The organism is Streptomyces sp. NPDC101166, assembly GCF_044768125.1.
Taxonomy (GTDB): domain Bacteria; phylum Actinomycetota; class Actinomycetes; order Streptomycetales; family Streptomycetaceae; genus Streptomyces.
In genome coordinates this window covers 1-1,021 of sequence record NZ_JBIWPF010000387.1, presented here as the reverse complement: position 1 = coordinate 1,021, position 1,021 = coordinate 1, and the positions used below count along the sequence as shown (strand labels likewise).

Here is a 1,021-nt window from a genome sequence, read left to right as displayed (position 1 = left end):
ACGATGGCGACGCTCGCGATGACGATGGCCAGCGTCAGGAAGCTCAGGTAGGTCCAGTTCAGTTCGGATTCGTCGTAGGCTCGCTGCGCCACCTGCGCCCACACCACCGAATCCGAACTGCTGCCCGGGGTGCGCACCTCCGCCTCGAAACCGCTGCGCGACAGCCAGGTTCCGACCTGCTCGACCTCGATGCTGCCCTCCTGATGCACCCGCAGGTCGCGCAGCCGCTGGATGACGTCGTTGGCGGCCTCGCGGGCGAGCTGCGCGGTGATCAGGTCGCCCGCCGGGCGCACCGCCGCGCCGCGCAGGACCACCAGGCCCGTCACCGCGTCGTCGTCGAGTACCTCGAGTACCGGGTCGGTCAGGGTGGCGGGGGCCAGGATCCGCAGGTGCAGCATGCGCCCAGTCTGCCGTGCCCGGGTGTCCGGAACCGTCAGGCCCGCACGGGCTGTCGCCCGGCGATACCGGGTCGTTCGGCGGCGGCGGGCGCGGCCGGCGCCCGGCGCGATGCCAGGACCAGGCCGACCAGTCCGACGCCCAGGCCCGCGATCGTCAAGGGCCGCAACGGCTGATCGATCACCAGCCAGGCCATCACCGCGGTGACGGCCGGAATCGCGAAGAAGAAGCGGCCGACCCGGGTGGTGTCCCAGCGCTGCAGCATGGTGTTCAACAGCAGGAACGCGCCCATCGAGTTCACCAGCACCATCCACACCATGGAACCGGCGAAGCGGGACGGGTCGGCGACGTGGAATTCCCCACCGGCCCAGGCCATCACGCCCGCGAAGGGCGCGCTCACCGCCACGTGCAGGGCGGTGCCCGTGCGCGGATCGAGCGCCGGGGTGAAGCGCTTCTGATACACGGTGCCCAGGCTCAGGCCGAGCAGCCCGACCACGCACAGCAGCAGGCCCGGCAGCGAGAAGGCCGGTTGATCCAGCACCGCGAGGCCCACGCCCACCCCGCCCACGCCGAAGCCCAGCCACTGCCGCGCGCTCACGGATTCGCCCAGGGCCCCGGCGAATAC

1 protein-coding gene and 1 pseudogene are annotated in these 1,021 nt (G+C 71.7%); both read right to left on the bottom strand.

Annotated elements, in window-relative coordinates; genetic code table 11:
* Window positions 1–398, bottom strand: a pseudogene (locus ACIRS4_RS39325) (hypothetical protein); the annotation flags it as partial.
* A 35-nt stretch (window positions 399–433) separates the two neighbouring features.
* A partial coding sequence (locus ACIRS4_RS39320) for an EamA family transporter (RefSeq protein ID WP_404205242.1) occupies window positions 434–1,021 on the bottom strand: 588 nt, incomplete at its 5' end.